Consider the following 16,993-nt stretch of genomic DNA (forward strand, 5'->3'; position numbering starts at 1 on the left):
TTTCACTGTAACCGAAGAAACCACCAACCTAGCTGCCTAATGAACTTGGAAACCGCTATCGGACTATTACCGAATGAAGAACGCCGCGCCATTTCTCGCGACCCCTTCCTGATTGAGTACGCCAATCTGAAGCTCGCCGCGCTCAAGCAGCCAATCGTTGGCGATTTGTCGAATTACCCGTTCATGCGCCTGGCCAAGGGCATCCTGGCTGAGTATCAGGAGCAATCGCGCCTGCTTTCCGGCCACCTGAGCCCAGTTGATCAGCGCGCGCAGGACTTTATCGACAAGTATTTGGAAGACCTGCCAGCCGAGGAGCCGCGCCCACGCCTGCCCTCCAACACCCTTTGCCTGGACCGCCATGGCCTCGCCCGCGTGCTGTCGATCCCGCCGGACAAGGAAGACTTCGCCTCAGACATCATTAATAGCTACCGCGTCCACAATGGCGTGCTGCACAACCCGAAGAATGATCGCCGCACCACCAAAGGCGTCTTCCACGTAACCGAAGGCGGCCTGCCCATTCCAGCCGACAAAAAGTCCGTCCCCAAGGTCACCTTCGCCCGCATGTTGACTGCGGCGCTCAAGCCGCCTTCAGCGCTTAAACAGCTTCCCTTCACGTCCTCGCTGGACAAGCCAGCCGAAGTTTGGACCTCGCTGCTCATGCGTCCGGTCGTTTGCCCCGGCGTCGAAGGCATCATCTCGGAAAAGCGCTACGAAGTCCGCTTCTTCGCCCCGGGCAACATGGTCGCCAACCTCGACTTCGTGGAATCCATTTTCGGCAATGCCGGCGACCCATTCCTGCCGGAAAATGACGCCGCGCTCGATGTTCGCCATTGGACTGGCCATACTGGCTGCGTAATCCTCGCACCACACCTGATTACCCTCACCAAGCGCGAACTCGGCCTGCCCCACATCGAAGAGGCAACCGACCTGCAAAAGCGCGACGGCATGTGCTGGGAAAAGGAAGATGAACTCTATAATGACGGCGGCGCCTTCAAGCTGACTTGCCGCGATGCCTCCGGCGTGGTCATCACCATCATTGCGGACAATTACTTCGGCTACTGCAAAAAGGAGGTGAAGACGCAGATCAGCTTTGCCGCCAACCTTTATGGTCTGGCCGAAGAAGAGCACGCAGGCGGCGCCATCGCCTTCCCCAGCTATGACCTTGGTGAAGAATTTCGACTGGCGAAGTTCATCCCCGAGCTCGACCACACCTTTGAGCAGGCAATGCAGCTCCTCGGCGACAAGGTCATTCGTCAACCCGAAGGTTACGCCGTCGACAAGGAGTATCCGGACATCCATTACGTGCCCGAAGACACCGAGATTTCCCTGGCTGAACAAACCGTTTGCTGGGGCAAGGAAGACGGCCGCGTCTGCATGCGCCTGAAACCTCATGTCACTTACGTCCTGCCTTCCGGATACAAGATTGAGATGCTGCGTCCCGCAACCGAAGGCCGTCGTTGGCGTTTAGTGGGCACCTCCGCCGAAGGCACTTTCTGCCACAAGCCCTGCACCGTATCGGGCGGCGGTAAATCCGAAATTTCCAAGTCCATTTCTGACGCGATTATTTACGCGCCGGTGATCGTGGCTGACTTCGAGGCCGACTTCGACCGCGTGGAGGAAATCATCAGCAAGGAATACGGCATGCGCTTCAAGGACGATTCCAAGAATCGCGAGCATGGCCGCAAAATCCTCGGCCCAGAGCGCACGCTTGGCTCGGTCATCAAACTGCTGACCCCCGCGCCGGAATACACCGACGATTACAACGAGTGGCTCCGCGAGATTCCCTTCTACATCAAGGAGCTCGTCTTCATCCTCAAGCGCTTCTATAAAGAAGACTGGGAAGGCGAATGGCGCAGCCGCTTCAGCGTGGACTCGGTCAATGGTTCCTCCGGCAATTGGCTCAAATACAAGGATATGCGCCTCATCACGCAATACCTGCGCGTAGGCTACAATGCCGATGGTTCGTGGCGTATCTTTGGGCTCCGCAAGGACTTCCACCCCGCCGCCAAGCTCCAGACCGAAGACGACATTTCCGCCGCAGTGGTCATGCCCGCAGACAAAATCGAGAACCTGAACACGCGTTACAATAACTCGTCCGTCAAGTTCATCGAAAACTGCGAGTTCCGCCTGTTCCAGCGTCCGGATGACGCCATTACCCGTGGTTATGACAAGCGCACCGAGCTCGACATGTCCAAGGCCGGCAACTTCTTCTCGAACTACGAGGGCTTGAGCCGCGCATTCGTGCAGGACATGACCGAAGACGCGATTCGCTTCGAGCAATTCACCGAGCCGATGCAAACGGCAATGAAGGAATTCCTCGCCGACGAGCGCAGCCAATACATGGTCGTCAACTCCAACCCGCGCCTAGTCGACGGTAAGCCGACCAAGAACCCACGCTACCTGCAGGACCGCGACGATTTGGTCGATCCGCGCCATTTCTACCTTGGCAACATCGGCGTGCGCCTGTTCCGTCGGATCGAAAACGGCAAGCAAATCCCCATGCCGGTCAACGCCGTACTGCCGGGCCGCCGCAACAATCCACCGGAGCCAGGCATTCGTTCGCTGGCCGTGTTCAACCCGATTCACTTCCTGCCGCTGCCGGAGTTCTTCATGGAAGTCATCTCCTCGATGACTGGCAAGAGCCCGTCAACAACTGGAGCCGGTTCCGAAGGCGCCTTGACCAAGGGCCCCTTCAACTGCCTGCCTCCGATTGTCGACCTGAACAACGCGCTCGTTTCCTTCATCCTCACCGGCTATCAGCCGTTCATCACCGCCGCCGGATACGTTGGCCCGAAGAACCGCGTTGACCACGACATTTCACTGCTCGTGCCCGAAGTCTGGAGCCGCATGAAGCCACGCGAACGCGACCCGGAAGCCTTGATCGAAGACGGCATGCTTGAGCCGGTGCCGGACGTCGAGTTCGAAGGCAAAACGATTAAGTCCAGCATCCTCGGTTACCGCATTACGGACCGCTTTGTGCGCCATTATTTTGGCCGCGTCTTCGGCAACCCGGCCGCAGTGCTGACCGATGAAATGCTCAAGCCCGAATTGCAAGGCCTCGACGTTTACGCCGACGGCATGGACAACATCTTGGGCGTCCACAAGCGCGTCGCCGAACTCTACTTTGAGGACGGCTCCATCGAAGGCGCCTGCCCACCACTCAAAGCCCTCCTTCACATCATGAGGGACGGTGAATTCGAGGGCAAAGGCCTATCCGATCCGGATATCCGCAACCTCTTCTCGCGCAAGGCGCTCATGGAGAGCGACTGGTATCAGGCCCGCCTGAAACAGCGCAAGGACGTCGAGGTCAAGCTCTGGGAGCGCCACGAATCTTACTTGAAGGCCGAGATCGAAAAACTCTGCCCTCACAACCAATCCGAGGCATGCACGGAGCTCAACGCACGCCTGCAACACGCCATCGAAACGCTGGGCGTCTTCCGCGCGGAAGGCCGCGTCAAGCAGCTCGAAGGCACCATTGGCGCTGATCCTTACCTCTATCAGTAAGCATCAGCCCCCGTCTTTCGCCCTGCCCTCAGTCCAGGAATGACCCTAGCTGAGGGCTCGGCAAGAGACTTTCAAAATCCCAATGACTCAAACCCTAATCGTCGGCCAAGGCTTGGCTGGCAGCGTTCTCGCGTGGGAACTCGCTCAGCGTGGCCACCACGTGCGCATCATCGATAACGGGCATCGGACCAGTTCCTCGCGCGTCGCGGCAGGCATGGTCAACCCAGTCCAGGGGCAACGGCTCAACCTTGCCTGGCGCATCGAAGACTGCCTGCCCGCCACGCTGGATTTCTTCGCCCGGATGGAACATGAATTTGGGCGGACCTTTTTCCACCAGACGCCCATCCTCCGCTTGGTGAACAACGAGAAGGAAGCCGCCTTCCTCGAGCAACGGCAGGCGGATGAGCGATTTCAGCCATTCCTCGGCTCTTTCGAACCACCCGGCTCCAACGCGCCTCTCAGCGACGAATTCGGCGGCCTGAAGATTTTTCGCAGCGGCTACGTCGAGATGAATCCGTTGCTGGATTGTTTGCGGGATCATTTTGATTCCGCAGGCATGCTTTGCGCCGCAGAGTTTGTTTACGAGGAGCTGGAATTGACCGATAATGGCGTCCGCTGGCGCGACGAATCCGCCGAGCGCATCATCTTCGCCGAGGGGTTCCGCATTCTGGAAAACCCTTGGTTTAAAGACTTCAATTTCCAGCCCAACAAAGGCCAAATCCTGACGGTGTCGTCCGATCAGGCATTTCCCACACACCCGATCAACCGCAGCAAGTGGATCATCCCGCAACCCGACGGCACAGCTTGGTGCGGCTCCACTTATGGGCGTGGTCAGACGGATTTCGAAACGACCGACGAAGGCTGTGAGGAAATCCTGAGCAAAGTCGCAGCCACCCTGCCCGAGCATCGCCTAACGGTCGTTAACCGACGCGCTGGGGTGCGCTGCTCCACCGGAGATCACGTGCCACGCGCAGGCTTTCATCCAGAGCATCCACGCCTCGGCGTGTTCAATGGCTTCGGCTCCAAGGGCAACGTGTTTGTCCCCTGGTTGGCCCTTCAGTTTACGGAAAACTTGATCAACGGCGCCCCGCTGCCGGAAGAATGCGACTTCCGCCAAAGGCCGCCCTACAAGAAGAAAAAATGATTACCATGCCTCGCCTCACCCACATCGTGCACGAGCAACTGGACGCAGTCTTGCAACCTGGGGACTACGCCATCGACGCCACTGCCGGCAACGGCCACGACACGCTTTTCCTCGCCCAGAAAGTCGGCAAAACCGGACTGGTGCTCGGCATCGACCGACAAAATGCCGCCCTAAAGACTACCGCGCAGCGCCTGACAGACGCCCAGCAAACGGAGCAAGTTAAGCTGATTCAGGCGGACCACGCCGACATGCTCGAAGTGCTGCCCGGAAATTGGCTCCACCGCGTGAAGGCCATTGTGTTCAACCTCGGCTACTTGCCAGGCTCGGACAAAGAAGTCATCACGCAGGCAGAGTCGACCCGCATGGCGTTGGATACATCGATCAGGCTACTGGCGCCCGGCGGGCTCCTGTCCGTGCTAATCTATCGCGGCCACGAGGGCGGTCACGACGAGGAGCGCATGATTACCCGCTGGCTCACCGAAGTCGATGGCGCCTTTGCCCAGGTAGAGTGGAACGACGGCGAATTCCCCACCGAAACCAGCCCACGTCTACTTTCCTGCTACCGCTGAGTAGCAGGTCCAAGGGCTCAGTCCTGCCAATGCGCCCAGTGAAACTCGGCGACGCCGACACTGGCCGGATGCCAGAATTTCCAGTCATGCCCACCGGGTGATTCCATGTAAGTCAGGTCGAGCCCTTGCGCCTCGGCGTAGTCGCGGAACTTGTGATTTTGCTCCAGCAGGAAATCCTCCGTCCCAATGTGCTGATAAATCGGCGGATACGTTCCACCGGCAGCCAGATGCTTCTCTATCCGCTGATAGTGGTCGTGCGCAGCATAGCGCTCGGGAAACTCATTCTGTGGCCCAAGGTATTCGAGCATGATCCTTGTCGATTTCGCATGGGGGTCCATGTAGTCAAAATACGTGGAAGACAGCCCACTGACCGAGGAAAATTGAGCCGGTTTTTCGAGCATAAAGCTCATTGCGCCACAGCCGCCCATCGAAAAACCAGTGACCGCGCGCTTGTCCGGATTAACGCGATACCATTCGTCGATTGCGGGCATAAACTCGTCGAAGAAAAACGTTTTGAACAGCGATTTCTTCGGCGTCTCGTCCGCACGCGCTTCCTGATTGCGCGCTGTTTTCGCTGGATAAAACGAATCGATGTAATACGAGCCGACATCACCGTCGAAACAGGTGTAAATGAATGGCTTGGTCTTGAGCTCCTTTTGCAGCTTCGACATCACCGCCCAGGTGTCGTAGGGCGCACCGTAGCCATGCAGCGTATAGAGGATCGGAAAGCGCGCAGCGGGCTCGCGATTATAGACCGGTGGCAGAACAACGACCACCTTGATGTCCCGCTCCATCGATCGGGAGTAGAGCGTAAAACGATCCACCTGACAGCCTTGCTCACTGATCTCCGTTTGCACATCTGAACGTTGAAAGCTTTGGGCATTCATCGAGGCGGGGATTACAAGCAGGAGCAAAATGAACAAGCAAGGGGACTTCATGTAGATATCACGACTAACTCAATCAAGCCTATGATTGTCAATCATACTATACATTTTGCGCGTGAAAAAGCTCGTGATTAGCCAAAACCTAGCTAAGGTATAAAGTAACTAACTACTCGCTAACACTACTCTATGATTTCCCACCGCGTTTTTGGTCCGCGTTTTTTGGGGATAATGCTGTTCCTGGCATTATCATGCCAGTGCTTCGGCAAGCCGTTTGCAGTCTCCAACATCAATAACCTGCGCTCGGACAGCGTGATAATCTGGGCGGACTACCTGACAGAGCCTCCCAGCCAAACGTTGCCGCTCACTGAGCCCTTTCCCACCGACATAGGCGGGCCAACCGTCACCATTCCCGCCAACGGAGGCGACGTCCCACAACTCATTGACCGCTCCGATGCGCCGCTACCCGGCGTCTATGTGGTCAACGGCTCCCAGAGCAGCTTTCAGCTCAACCTTTCCAGTGCAGTCCAGGGCTTTGGCGCCGTCATGGAGCCAGCTACGGTCGGCAGCACCCGCTTTGTCATCGAATTCTTCAGCCCCTCTTACCAATTCGTTTACCGCACCAATGTTTTCAGCGATGGCGAACCGGTTTACGTCGGCGGCATCGACCCAGACTCACAGCTTTTCCTGATCCTGATCTACGCGGTTGACCAAACGACACAGCAGCGCGTGCCGTTTTTCATTGGCGATCTGGAGTTTCAATTCAAGCCCGAGACCCTGCCCTTGCCCGAGCTGCCAATTGTCAGTTCCGAAACAGTGGAAATCTCCCCCACCGACACCTATCTGCACAAAGGACTCGGCGCACGCTACCGAACCAACACCACCTTGACCGCCACGGAAGACCACGAAAACGCCCATGACCTGCTCGATTATTTTCCAGCTCTGCGGGCGGGTGACATCCTGCTCTTTGAGCGCCTGGGCGTATCGCTCTACAATGATCGGCTGAACAATCTGCTCGGCGTGTTCATGTCGACCGAAGAGCTGCGGCCCAGTGATCAGTTTCAACGCCTGCCCACGGCCATCGCCGCTGGCGTCGGCTTCTACACCTCCTTTGTCCAGGGTGAGGACTCAACCATCAGCACGCCAACGAACATCGCGCAAGATTTCCTCATCGGCGACCAATCCATTGTCACCGTTCCCCCGAGGGCCCGCTATGTCTTCTTCTCCAAAGCAATCCCAGTCGCCGAGGGCGGCCCGCTCTCTGTCCGCATTAGCCACATTCAGCGCCTCGCATTCCTGGAATGGGTTGCGGCCATGGGTTTGGTCGGCGAAAATGCCGAACTCGACAGCGATCAGGACGGCGATGGCCTGACCCTCCTCGAGGAGTTCGCCTACGGCCATGATCCGACCCGCGAAAACCGCGAGCCGCAGGACTTCGCGTTTGCGCCCAACGGTTTTCTGCAGGGCAATGCGCTGCGCATCGCGCTGGGCGCCCGCACGGACGCGCCCGTCCTTTACCACGCCGAATTCTCCAACGACATGGTCCAATGGGACCGCGTTTCCGACATCGGCATCGCCTATCGGGATGAGTCCGACAGCGGACGCGCCATTTTCGCTGTGGATGATCCATCCCCTGGCCCCACCCGCTTCGGTCGCATCATCATCGAATACCTGCCACCCATTTCCAACTAATCATTATGCTCATGAATATTCGCAAAGCACTTCCACTATCCGCCCTCCTCCTCGGCCTGCTATGCCCGGCGCTCAGCGCGCAAAGCATCAGCTACTATCTGGAGTTCCCAACTGACACCGTCCAGGGATCGGTGACCGCCGCAGACTATGAAGGACAGGTTGAGGTCACCACATTTAACTTTGGCGGGAATTTGCCGGTCGATATCGGCGCAGCGGCCAGCGGAAGTCCAATTGGCAAGGTTGCCCTGGAGCCTATTTATCTGCTGATTCAAACCGATAGCAAAGCCCTGCCCGGTCTGTTTCAAAACATGTTGCGCGGCACCCATATCCCTGAAGTCATCTTGAGAGGCGTTCGTGACAATGACTCCAGCAACACTACCTCTAATTTGGAAGTATTCCTGGAGCTGAAGCTTCTGCTGGTTTACGTGAGTGAAATTCAGTTGGAAGGCGTCGAGGGTGATCGCGGCGTGTTCAATGTCGTCCTTGAATGGGGCGCCATGGATTTAAAAACGTTCAGCACCAATCCACAAACCGGCGAGCCCGTAGCCAATCCATCTGCCATCTGGAGCCGGGTAAAGAATGCTGCCGAATACGCAGTGGAATAAGCTGATCAATCAGCTCTGAAAGAACCCGCGCTGCTTCTCCGAGATCGGCAGGCCGACCTTTTCCATCGCCAGGAGCATGTCCTCCCACACGAGGCGCTTGGCTTGGTTGGTCTGGTTGCGGAGCAGGTAACTAGGGTGGTAGGTAATGATCAGCGGCACGCCGGAAAACTCCAGCCACTGCCCGCGAACTTTGCCCATGCGGCGGTCGGGGTCGTAGCCCAGCAAACCGTTGGCTGCAGTTAGGCCGAGGGCCACGATCACCTTGGGCTTCACGATCTCCAGTTGGCCGATCAGGTACGGCAGGCAGTAATTGATCTCGGCTTCGACGGGGGCGCGGTTGCCATAGGGCTTATCGTGCTCGGGCCGCCAGTTCATGATGTTGCCAATGTAGGTCTGCTCGCGCTTCACGCCCATGGCGCCGATGATCTTATCGAGCAGTTGCCCGGCCTTGCCAACAAACGGCTCGCCCTGGATTTCCTCGTCCTCGCCCGGCGCTTCGCCGCAGAAGAAAATATCCGCATCAATATTGCCAACGCCGAAGACGACCTTTTTGCCCGGGCGCAGGTGCTCGTTGCAAACTTCGTCCGCCAAGACCTTTTCACGGAGCCAATCCCACTGCGCCTGCTTGTCGCCCTCGGGCAACTCAAAGGCCGAGGGCGCAGGGATTTCCTTCACGCCCGGCGGCAAGCCCTGTCCCTTTTGCACGGTTTTCTTGGCGGCCTTCTTTTTGACTGGCGCTGAGCCAGGAGATTTCTCCGCCTCAGCGATGAAATTCTTAATCAGGTCGGCATCCTGTTTGATCCGGGGGCGACGGCCCGGCGCATGCCGCCCCTCAAAGGCAGGCTCAATCTCGCGTCGTTGGTTTTCTGGCAGGGATTCCGGCGGCGCCGCAGCCCGAATGGCCTCCACCTTGGCGTTGATGGCCTCCATCGTGCCTGGCTGCAAATAAACGGCCCCCTGACCGGCATCCCGCCAGCGCTTGAGCTCATCAATGACTGCTTCCAACTGCGCACGCATAGGAAGAGGAAAAAGATTAAAGGAAAAAGATTAAAGGAAAAACGCGCGGACTCTTTTAATCAGGCATTTCGTGGTCGTAGCCAAAGGTAGATCTGCAGCGGAATGCTGAAGGCCATGCTGCCAAGTAATGACATCACGATAAAAAATACCCAGCCCGGCTTTTTCAGGCCAAGTTTGGCCATCAGGAAGGCAAAGAAAAACATCAGCAAGAACGCCTCAGCCATGAAGATTTGAGCCAGGCCATTGCTCATGCCCGCGTCATAAGTCGCCCGATCAAAGAGCGCGACATAGAGAAATGGGCCATTGATCAGACAGAAGCCAAGTATGGCGAGTATCAGAAAAACCGAACGCAGTGGACGGAGTGAGTCGAGTAAGACGGGCGGTTGATAATTAGTCATCCTGCCAATCAAACTCCATCAGCGGCAAAATCAAAATCCAAGCCGGACCAGTAGGCGGGCTACTAATAGTCATGCTCCATCCTGATGCGCGTTCCGACAGCTGGGAAAACAACGCTATCATTTCCGGGGCTTGCCGGAAAAAGCATAGGTGTCCGCGTAATCGGAGTTGAAGAACTCCTGCCCATTGTCATCACCGATGTAATTTGCCACCAGGCAGAGCTCGTCTAATGCATAGCCTTTACGCTGAGGATCATTCAGATCCAGCGTGAAGTTCAGGTCCTTGAGCATAAGCAGTTCACCTGTATGGTTGCGAAGATCGAGCTTCACACGCTCGGATTCCTCGACGGTCGTCCAATGTCCGTAACGGTAGGCGGCGAAGGCAAAGTAAACCGCCACCAACGTTTCATCGCTGTGCTGGCCACCCGGAAAGCGGACACTCCAAGTGCGCACGGTAATCGTTATCCGGTCTTCATGGGCGACCCAATAGGCGTCAATGACCCCGCGAAAGGCGCCCTTTCCCTTCATGGAATCGATCTTTAGCCAATGCAGTCCCAATTTTTCGTAAACGAAATCCTGATCCTGCTGTGATAGTTGAGCAATCGGCAAACGAAACACCATGCCATCAACGCCTCGCCGCACGCGCACTTCGTCGACATCGGCGCTGATATATTCGCCGTCAAATGTGCGCCCCTGCGCGTCCGTCCACGTGCGGGCACACAGCGCATTCCAGCACAATAAAGTCGAGAGTGTAAACAGGAGGTATCTTATCATGACGCAACCAGAGATTTCCACTAGTACAGGTCATGCTCCTTAGCTTTAAAAGAAAGAAATGCGCGATGCCAACGATTACGCTGAATACTCCCCCACCTTACGCCGACAGCGCCAAATCAACAAACCCGCCATAGCGAAGCCGATTCCCAACCCGGAGTAAGCTGGCTCGGGGACAATCGTCAGGATGACCGAATCGCCCGACCATGTGTATTCATAGGTTCCCGGCGTTACGCCTAATTCGGCCAAAGTCGTTAACTCCCAGACTGCCTGCGCGGCGATTGGATCGCCACTGTCGTAGTTTTCTGGAACGAGTAAGCCATAGCCGCCCAGAATGCCCACCACATCACCATCGAAATTCGTTGCGCCAATGGACGTTCCGGAGCCGAAGTTGTCAGGCCCCGTCATCCCGGAATAGCCCCAGACCGCGCCACTCGTGGCGCCGAGAGAGCCTTCGCCAGGATTGATCGAGGCGCTAATCACACCGACTGCCTCAAAATCCAGACCGCTTAAATTGACGCTCCCCTCAACCTCCAGCACAACATCCGTGGCGTACTGATAGAGCGTGAAATTGAGCACCGCGCCCGCCTGACTACACAACAGCCATACGAGTAAATAAGAGAGTGGGCGGAAATACATTTTCGTATGAAAAGGTGACGCCCAACATGCGTCAACCAACAAAAACGTCGTTTCGGGAGTGTTGCAAAGGGACAGTCCATGAGCATAAAAAAGTGAACATTTTACCACAAACCTATTGACGCCGCCGGACAATGCTATATTGTTCACATCATGCCATCTCATTATCGCCAACATTCCCTTGGCGGGCGGCCGCCGTAGCGTCCGTTAGCCCGCTTCCTCCTATGCCTAGCGCGCCATTCGCGAGCGCGTTGCTGGTCCCGCTGTGCGGGATTAAATCCGGCCGGCCATGATCGCCGCTCCCCCAGCATCGCCCCGAATCCAAACACTACCTAGTCAATCATTGCATTGTTTCACCCGAAACGTTGCCGCCACTGGCTTGCGCCAGCTCCTCCGCAATGCTCCCAACAAAGCGTCGCGTGCCTCTCTTTGCGCCCAAATCCCGCAATCCACGGCTCAAATTCACATTCAGCCCCCCCCTCCCCTCTGGCAGTTAAATCACCAATTTATCTCCGTCAGGCGCGCCTCCGGCTCCAGCGCCGAACCCTTTCGAATAAACAAAAGGTCCGTCTGCCAAAGCACTTTGTCCTTTCGTCGAATCTGACTGCAAAAATCAAACACCTTGAACCCTCGCTCATCCATAAACGCCACGACCTCCGCCAAAAGCGGGGCATTTTGATTCACCGCCACCAATGAAACTTCCATCAACACCACCTCCACCTGCCTTAACAGTCGGGCCGCCCCCCGGAGCACTTCCAGCTCATAGCCCTGCGTATCCAGCTTTAGGCACTGCGCTTGCTGGAAGTCGGGGTGTCGTTCGAGCAATGTATCCAAAGTCGTCAATGAGCGTTTCACCGAATTGCGGGCCACGCTGCTATTTTCCTCAAACACCGAGCTCCCGGTTTTCATTTCGTGGAAAACAACCTCGGCGCCATCCTCCGCCCCCAGCAGTGCGATCTCGTAGCCAAAGTGATCTGGATGCTCCGCCACGACCTTGTCGATCTGCGCGGACATTCCTGGCTGCCCCTCCACCATTAGCACGTGCGAATCCGGGAAACAGCCAACAAAGAACTCCGCCCACTTGCCTTCATAAGCGCCGACATCGATGCAGCAGCCTGGCCGCCAGCCCAAGTCCCTCAGCGCCTGAAAAGTTTTGGCCTGCGAGGGAAACCCGCGAAACGGATCGTAGCGCGCGTAGCGGTAGAAATGCCGCACCTGGCGAAATTCTTCCAATAACTTACTGGGGGCGAGCAGCTTCGCGATTTTTTTGATCATAGCAGTGTGATTGACTCAACCACTAACGCCTGCCAGCACAATGCCAAGCCCAAGCCCTCCCCCCAGCCAACCAAATTCCCGATAATATCCCCAACCATTAAAAAAACTTCCGTGCGTGCTTGGCGCTCGAAGCGATATTTGCCATCTTTACCCGTTATGCCGAGAATCTCCCGCAATTGCATCGAAACCATCCGCCAGCAGGTCAGCTTGGTGGACGTTGCGGGGCTGTACACACAAATGAAGCGCGCTGGCGCGCAGTGGCGCGGCTTGTCGCCTTTTAACACCGAGAAAACGCCGAGCTTTTACGTCCACCCCGAAAAGAACGTCTTCCACGACTACTCCAGCGGCAATGCGGGCGATCTATTTCGCTTCGTCATGCTCAAGGAGAACCTCGGCTTCAACGAATCGATCGAGTTCCTGGCCGAACGCTACAACGTCCCCCTGGAGTATGACAGCGACGGCATGACGCCCGAACGCGCCTCCTTGCGCAAAGAGCTGTTCCAAATCCACGAAGTCGCCACGGATTATTTTCACCGCGCCTTTCACGCCGAGCACCCCGAGGCCGAGTTCATCCGCAACTACTGGACGGAGAAGCGGAAATTCCCACTGGAGCTCGCGGACGAATTCAAAATCGGCCTGGCCCCCTCCTCCGGCGAAGGCTTCGTCAAATACATTGTCGGCAAAGGCTTTTCCATCGATGCGCTCAAGGCCTGCGGCTTGTTGTATATTTACGACAATGCCCGTGACGCCTCCCGCGCCCGCCCGCGCTTCCGAGGCCGCCTCATGATCCCCATTCGCGACATTCAGGGGCGCGTGATCGCGTTCACCGCGCGTCAGACCGAGCTCGTCCCCGACGACGACAATTCCAAGGAGGCGAAGTACGTCAATTCGCCCGAGACGCCGCTGTTTTCGAAGTCCAATGTGCTCTTTGGCCTCGATCACGCACGCAAGCACATCGACGAAACCAAGCCATTCGTCCTCGTCGAAGGACAGCTCGACTGCCTGCGCTGCTTCCAACAGGGCGTCCACGAAGCCGTCGCGCCGCAGGGCACGGCGATCACCGAAAACCAGCTTTCTCTGCTGCGCAAATACACGCCCAAGGTTGAAGTCCTGCTCGATGGCGACCGCGCCGGCCAAAAAGCCGCCATGCGCATGCTCCCCCTCGCCCTCGCCGCCGGGCTTGAAGTCCACTTCCTCCCCCTCCCCCCCGGCCTGGACCCCGACGATCTCCTGTGCGAAAAAGGCGCCGGAGCCCTCGATGAGCTCCGTGAAAATCGCCTGACCGCCATCCGTTTTGCGGTCAATTCGCTGATGCCCAACCCGGGACAAGCCACCCCCCGGGATAAGGCCGCCGTGCTCGAAACGATGTTTAGCGCTTTATCCGGCTGCGATTCTGCCGTTGTACGCGGGGAATATCTGGATGAGCTAGCGCATCTAACCAGAACTGACCGCACCGCGCTGGAGACGGATTTCCGTAGCCACCGCAAACGCGATCAACGCGCGGCAGGGGCGCCCCCGCCTCCACCGCAACCTGAAAACAAGTCCACTGAAAAATTGACAAGCGCCGAGTCGGTGCTATTGTTCATCGCTTTACATCGGCCAGATCTGGCCCAGTTTTATGCACAAACCATTGACCATGAATGGCTTGATGCCTCTCGTCAGGACGGGAGGCTGCTTGGCGTTGTCCTGGCCGAAGCAGAGAATGATCAATGGGAAGGCGTCGAAACACTGGAACCGCTGCTTGAAAATGAGGACGAACGAAATTACATTTACCAATTGCTCACGCGTGAGCTCAACTTTGATGACCCGGTTCAAGCAATCAACGAGTGCATTCGCCGCTTATTCGAGCTCTACCTGCGCCGCGCGCAACAAAACCTGGAAGAGCGTATTTTAAACGCGAACGCCTCCCCCCCCGAGGAGACGCGAGCGTTGCATCAGGAGCGTATTCGCCTCCGCCGACTCAAGCTTCACCCGCCCACCATAGAATTGCCCACCTAAGTAAGTCCACCCAGCAACAACATGCCGTCCAAAGCTAAAAAGACCGCAAAAAGCCGTAGCACTAAATCCACCAAGCCGCAGACTGCCTCCGCCACCAAGGCGAAGGTAAAAGCTGCCGCCAAGGCGCAGGAGGTTACCGATCCCGCCAAGAAGACCAAGGCGACCGGCGCCACCAAAAAATCAGACGGAACGAAGTCGCCTGAGGCCGCTGCGGAAGCCACCGCGCACCTCAACGACAAGATCCGCATCTTGATCCGCACCTCCAAGGAGCAGGGCTACCTGACGGTGCAGAACATCAACGACGCCCTTCCGGAAAGCATCAACAATCCGGAAGAGATCGAGAACGTCATCTCCATCCTCGAAAACCTCGAGATCGACATCCTCGACAACGAAGAAGTCGAAAACTACAAGGCCCGCCTTGAAGAAGAGGAAGAAGAGGAAAGCCGCCAGGCCAACCAGGACATCCTCGATGACCCGGTTCGCATGTACCTCAAGCAGATGGGCCAGGTGCCGCTGCTGACCCGCGAGCAGGAAGTCTCCATTTCCAAGCGCATCGAGAAGGCCGAGTCCAAGGCGATGGACCTGCTGTTCTCCGTTGGCCTCACGACCACTTACCAGATCGACCTCGCCAAAAAGCTCATCGACCGCGAAGAGCGTTTTGACCGCGTCGTCCTCGATAAGAAGATCGAAAGCCGAGAAGCGTATTTTAAGTCCCTGCCGCAGCTCATCGAGAAGTCCGAAGACATCGAAGCCCGTTGCGAAAAGGCCTGGGCCGACATTCAGAAGCACGACGACGAGTCCGCCAACGAAAAGCGCGCCGTCACCCGTTTCAAAAAGTACGAAGGCCAGCTCAAGCCGATCTTCAAGAAGTTCTGCTTCAAGATGAAGGTCTTCGAAGAGTTCCTGGACAACCTCTCCCCCACCCTGCGTGAGATTGAGGACCACCTCGATCACCTCGAAATTTCCAAGAAGGTCCAGCAGCGCAAGCACAAGAAGCACGACCCGGCCACCATCAAGCTGCGCCTCAACGACATCACCCAGATGTATCGTTTGGACGCCGCCGAGATGCTGGAGCTCATCCGCGACGTGCGCCGCAACATGCGTGAGGCCCACCGCGCCAAGACCGAAATGGTCGAAGCCAACCTCCGCCTCGTGATCTCGATCGCCAAGAAATACACCAACCGCGGCCTCTCTTTCCTCGACCTGATCCAGGAAGGCAACATGGGCCTCATGAAGGCGGTTGAAAAGTTCGAGTACCGCCGCGGTTATAAGTTCTCCACTTACGCCACGTGGTGGATTCGCCAGGCGATCACCCGCTCCATTGCTGACCAAGCCCGCACGATCCGTATTCCGGTGCACATGATCGAGACCTTGAACAAGGTCATGCAGGTGCAGAAGCAGCTCCTTCAGGAACTCGGCCACGAGCCGACCCCGGAAGAAGTCGCCGACGAAATGGACCTGCCGGTCGAGCGCGTGCAAGCGATCATGAAGATGGCCCAGCAGCCGATCTCGCTGCAAAGCCCGGTAGGTGATTCCGACGACACCAACTTCGGTGACTTCATCGAAGACAAGGGCGCGGAAAACCCTTACGACATGACCGCCTACTCGCTTCTGCGTGAGAAGATCATGGACGTCCTCGACTCCTTGACCGAGCGCGAACGCCGCGTACTTTCGCTCCGCTTCGGTCTCGTTGACGGCTACAGCCGCACGCTGGAAGAAGTCGGTCGCCAGTTCAAGGTCACCCGCGAACGTATCCGCCAAATCGAAGCCAAGGCCCTGCGCAAGATGCGTCACCCGACGCGTATTCGCCAGCTCCACGGCTTCTTCGAAGGCGAGATGGACACCAGCGGCCCCGGCTTCGAGCACTTCAAAAAGTAGGCAAGCTTCACCCTTTTAATCAAACAGCGTCGGAACCTACCGGCGCTGTTTTTGTTTTATGAGCACAATGCTTACCGAGAAAGAAAAGATGCTCGCCGGTGAACTGTATGCGCCGGCTGACCCCGAACTGGCCGCGGCAAGATTGCGCGCTCGCCAACTCTGCCACCGCTACAATCTCCTACCGCCCGAGGAGCTCAGCCAGCGCGAGGAGACCATACGCCAATTATTGGGCGCAACGGGCGAGCGCTTCAACATTGAGCCGAACTTTCGCTGCGACTACGGCAGCAACATTTACCTGGGTGAAGATTTTTACGCCAACTTCGACCTCATCATCCTCGACGTTTGCGAAGTGCACATTGGCAAGAACTGCATGTGCGCGCCGCGCGTACAAATCCTGACGGCCACCCACCCGCTCGATCCCACCGAACGCAACAGCGGTCTCGAATTCGGCTCGCCCATCACCATTGGAGACAACTGTTGGATCGGCGCTGGCGCGATCATCAACCCGGGCGTCAAAATCGGCGATGCCGCCGTAATTGGCGCTGGGGCTGTGGTCACAAAAGACGTGCCTTCAAGGACCGTCGTTGCAGGAGTCCCGGCAAAAGTCATCCGCGCAATTACCCCTTAA

At 57.1% G+C, this 16,993-nt stretch carries 14 protein-coding genes; 8 read left to right on the forward strand and 6 right to left on the reverse strand.

All coding sequences use genetic code 11. The annotated features are described in order from the left end of the window. Positions 1 to 39: 39 nt before the first annotated feature. From RBB63_RS00350 to mnmM, 3 genes are all read left to right on the forward strand, one after another. Positions 40 to 3,504 carry a PPi-type phosphoenolpyruvate carboxykinase family protein gene (locus RBB63_RS00350; RefSeq protein ID WP_309379944.1) on the forward strand — a complete coding sequence of 1,155 codons (3,465 nt, stop codon included), beginning with the start codon at positions 40 to 42 and terminating at the stop codon, positions 3,502 to 3,504. 82 nt (positions 3,505 to 3,586) lie between these two features. Further along, entirely contained in the window at positions 3,587 to 4,648 is a 1,062-nt protein-coding gene (locus tag RBB63_RS00355) for an NAD(P)/FAD-dependent oxidoreductase (protein WP_309379946.1), read from the forward strand. Between the two features lie 5 nt (positions 4,649 to 4,653). Beyond that, a complete protein-coding gene (mnmM, locus tag RBB63_RS00360) occupies positions 4,654 to 5,217 on the forward strand; it encodes a tRNA 5-(aminomethyl)-2-thiouridylate-methyltransferase MnmM (RefSeq protein ID WP_309379948.1) in 564 nt (187 codons plus the stop codon). Between the two features lie 17 nt (positions 5,218 to 5,234). Here the strand turns inward: mnmM and RBB63_RS00365 are convergent, their stop codons facing one another. Further along, positions 5,235 to 6,155, reverse strand: coding sequence for an alpha/beta hydrolase (locus RBB63_RS00365; protein ID WP_309379950.1), 921 nt, complete (start codon positions 6,153 to 6,155; stop codon positions 5,235 to 5,237). A 132-nt stretch (positions 6,156 to 6,287) separates the two neighbouring features. On the opposite strand from RBB63_RS00365, the gene RBB63_RS00370 reads away from it, so the two are divergent. Together RBB63_RS00370 and RBB63_RS00375 are read left to right on the forward strand one after the other, a co-directional pair. After that, positions 6,288 to 7,790, forward strand: coding sequence for a hypothetical protein (locus RBB63_RS00370; RefSeq protein ID WP_309379952.1), 1,503 nt, complete (start codon positions 6,288 to 6,290; stop codon positions 7,788 to 7,790). Positions 7,791 to 7,801: 11 nt separating this feature from the next. After that, complete coding sequence (locus RBB63_RS00375) at positions 7,802 to 8,395, forward strand: type VI secretion system tube protein Hcp (RefSeq protein WP_309379954.1); 594 nt, start codon at positions 7,802 to 7,804, stop codon at positions 8,393 to 8,395. 9 nt (positions 8,396 to 8,404) lie between these two features. Here RBB63_RS00375 and RBB63_RS00380 read toward each other — a convergent pair whose 3' ends face one another. From RBB63_RS00380 to RBB63_RS00400, 5 genes are all read right to left on the reverse strand, one after another. Continuing rightward, positions 8,405 to 9,412 carry a uracil-DNA glycosylase gene (locus tag RBB63_RS00380; protein WP_309379956.1) on the reverse strand — a complete coding sequence of 336 codons (1,008 nt, stop codon included), beginning with the start codon at positions 9,410 to 9,412 and terminating at the stop codon, positions 8,405 to 8,407. A gap of 59 nt (positions 9,413 to 9,471) precedes the next feature. Continuing rightward, positions 9,472 to 9,810, reverse strand: coding sequence for a hypothetical protein (locus RBB63_RS00385; protein WP_309379958.1), 339 nt, complete (start codon positions 9,808 to 9,810; stop codon positions 9,472 to 9,474). 117 nt (positions 9,811 to 9,927) lie between these two features. Further along, positions 9,928 to 10,581, reverse strand: a complete 654-nt coding sequence (locus RBB63_RS00390; RefSeq protein ID WP_309379960.1) for a glycoside hydrolase family 3 protein — start codon at positions 10,579 to 10,581, stop codon at positions 9,928 to 9,930. A 75-nt stretch (positions 10,582 to 10,656) separates the two neighbouring features. Next, entirely contained in the window at positions 10,657 to 11,217 is a 561-nt protein-coding gene (locus RBB63_RS00395) for a hypothetical protein (RefSeq protein WP_309379962.1), read from the reverse strand. 495 nt (positions 11,218 to 11,712) lie between these two features. After that, complete coding sequence (locus RBB63_RS00400) at positions 11,713 to 12,489, reverse strand: FkbM family methyltransferase (protein WP_309379964.1); 777 nt, start codon at positions 12,487 to 12,489, stop codon at positions 11,713 to 11,715. A gap of 156 nt (positions 12,490 to 12,645) precedes the next feature. Between RBB63_RS00400 and dnaG the strand changes: the two genes are divergently transcribed. The 3 genes from dnaG to RBB63_RS00415 all read left to right on the forward strand — a co-directional run bounded on the left by dnaG (position 12,646) and on the right by RBB63_RS00415 (position 16,993). Beyond that, complete coding sequence (dnaG, locus tag RBB63_RS00405) at positions 12,646 to 14,487, forward strand: DNA primase (protein WP_309379966.1); 1,842 nt, start codon at positions 12,646 to 12,648, stop codon at positions 14,485 to 14,487. Between the two features lie 21 nt (positions 14,488 to 14,508). Further along, the gene (gene rpoD, locus RBB63_RS00410; protein WP_309379969.1) at positions 14,509 to 16,365 is read left to right on the forward strand and encodes an RNA polymerase sigma factor RpoD; all 1,857 of its coding nucleotides are present in this window, start codon (positions 14,509 to 14,511) and stop codon (positions 16,363 to 16,365) included. Between the two features lie 67 nt (positions 16,366 to 16,432). Then, on the forward strand, positions 16,433 to 16,993 hold the full coding sequence (locus RBB63_RS00415) for a sugar O-acetyltransferase (protein WP_343219108.1): 561 nt from the start codon (positions 16,433 to 16,435) through the stop codon (positions 16,991 to 16,993).

Source organism: Cerasicoccus frondis, assembly GCA_031296915.1.
GTDB lineage: Bacteria > Verrucomicrobiota > Verrucomicrobiia > Opitutales > Cerasicoccaceae > Cerasicoccus > Cerasicoccus frondis.

Coding starts and splice junctions, on each gene's coding strand:
- RBB63_RS00380 (WP_309379956.1), bottom strand. CDS start 9,412: ATGCGTGCGCAGTTGGAAGCAGTCATTGATGAGCTCAAGCGCTGGCGG.
- rpoD (WP_309379969.1), top strand. CDS start 14,509: ATGCCGTCCAAAGCTAAAAAGACCGCAAAAAGCCGTAGCACTAAATCC.
- RBB63_RS00355 (WP_309379946.1), top strand. CDS start 3,587: ATGACTCAAACCCTAATCGTCGGCCAAGGCTTGGCTGGCAGCGTTCTC.
- RBB63_RS00400 (WP_309379964.1), bottom strand. CDS start 12,489: ATGATCAAAAAAATCGCGAAGCTGCTCGCCCCCAGTAAGTTATTGGAA.
- dnaG (WP_309379966.1), top strand. CDS start 12,646: ATGCCGAGAATCTCCCGCAATTGCATCGAAACCATCCGCCAGCAGGTC.
- RBB63_RS00375 (WP_309379954.1), top strand. CDS start 7,802: ATGAATATTCGCAAAGCACTTCCACTATCCGCCCTCCTCCTCGGCCTG.
- mnmM (WP_309379948.1), top strand. CDS start 4,654: ATGCCTCGCCTCACCCACATCGTGCACGAGCAACTGGACGCAGTCTTG.
- RBB63_RS00395 (WP_309379962.1), bottom strand. CDS start 11,217: ATGTATTTCCGCCCACTCTCTTATTTACTCGTATGGCTGTTGTGTAGT.
- RBB63_RS00390 (WP_309379960.1), bottom strand. CDS start 10,581: ATGATAAGATACCTCCTGTTTACACTCTCGACTTTATTGTGCTGGAAT.
- RBB63_RS00370 (WP_309379952.1), top strand. CDS start 6,288: ATGATTTCCCACCGCGTTTTTGGTCCGCGTTTTTTGGGGATAATGCTG.
- RBB63_RS00365 (WP_309379950.1), bottom strand. CDS start 6,155: ATGAAGTCCCCTTGCTTGTTCATTTTGCTCCTGCTTGTAATCCCCGCC.
- RBB63_RS00350 (WP_309379944.1), top strand. CDS start 40: ATGAACTTGGAAACCGCTATCGGACTATTACCGAATGAAGAACGCCGC.
- RBB63_RS00415 (WP_343219108.1), top strand. CDS start 16,433: ATGCTTACCGAGAAAGAAAAGATGCTCGCCGGTGAACTGTATGCGCCG.
- RBB63_RS00385 (WP_309379958.1), bottom strand. CDS start 9,810: ATGACTAATTATCAACCGCCCGTCTTACTCGACTCACTCCGTCCACTG.